The 514-nt window shown below is 73.3% G+C and carries 1 pseudogene; it reads left to right on the top strand.

The annotated features are described in order from the left end of the window. Positions 1-514 (top strand): annotated as a pseudogene (locus tag GT354_RS41755) (hypothetical protein); the annotation flags it as partial.

The following is a 514-nucleotide window of genomic DNA, read 5'->3' as shown; positions in this document are numbered from 1 at the left end:
CGCACCTGGTCTCGGCTCTGAACCCGCGCCCGCGCCTGCTCTGGGTTTCCGGCCCGGATTGGCGCCCACGCAGCCCGGACCAGGACCTGTACCCGGCTTCGGTCCCGAACGCGTACCGGGGTCGGTACCGGAACCTGAACCCGCACCTGGTCTGCGTCCCGAACCCGAACTCGCACCCGGATCTGAACTCGCACCCGCACCCGCACCCGCACCCGCACCCGCACCCGCATCCGGATCCGGGTCCGCGCCGGGACCTGCGCTCGTACCCGGGGCCGCACCTGGTCTCGGCTCTGAACCCGCGCCCGCGCCCGCGCCTGGTCTGGGTCCCCGGCCCGGACTCGCGCCCACGCAGCCCGGACCAGGACCCGTACCCGGCTTCGGTCCCGAACGCGTACCCGGGTCGGCACCGGAACCTGAACTCGCACCTGGTCTGCATCTCGAACCCGCGCCTGTGCCCGGGCTCGAACTCGCATCCGGATCCGGATCCGGATCTGCGCCGGGACCTGCGCCCGTA

Source organism: Streptomyces sp. SID3343, from assembly GCF_009865215.1.
GTDB lineage: Bacteria > Actinomycetota > Actinomycetes > Streptomycetales > Streptomycetaceae > Embleya.
Note: the sequence above shows the minus strand (reverse complement) of the source record. Positions and strands in the feature narration are given on the sequence as shown.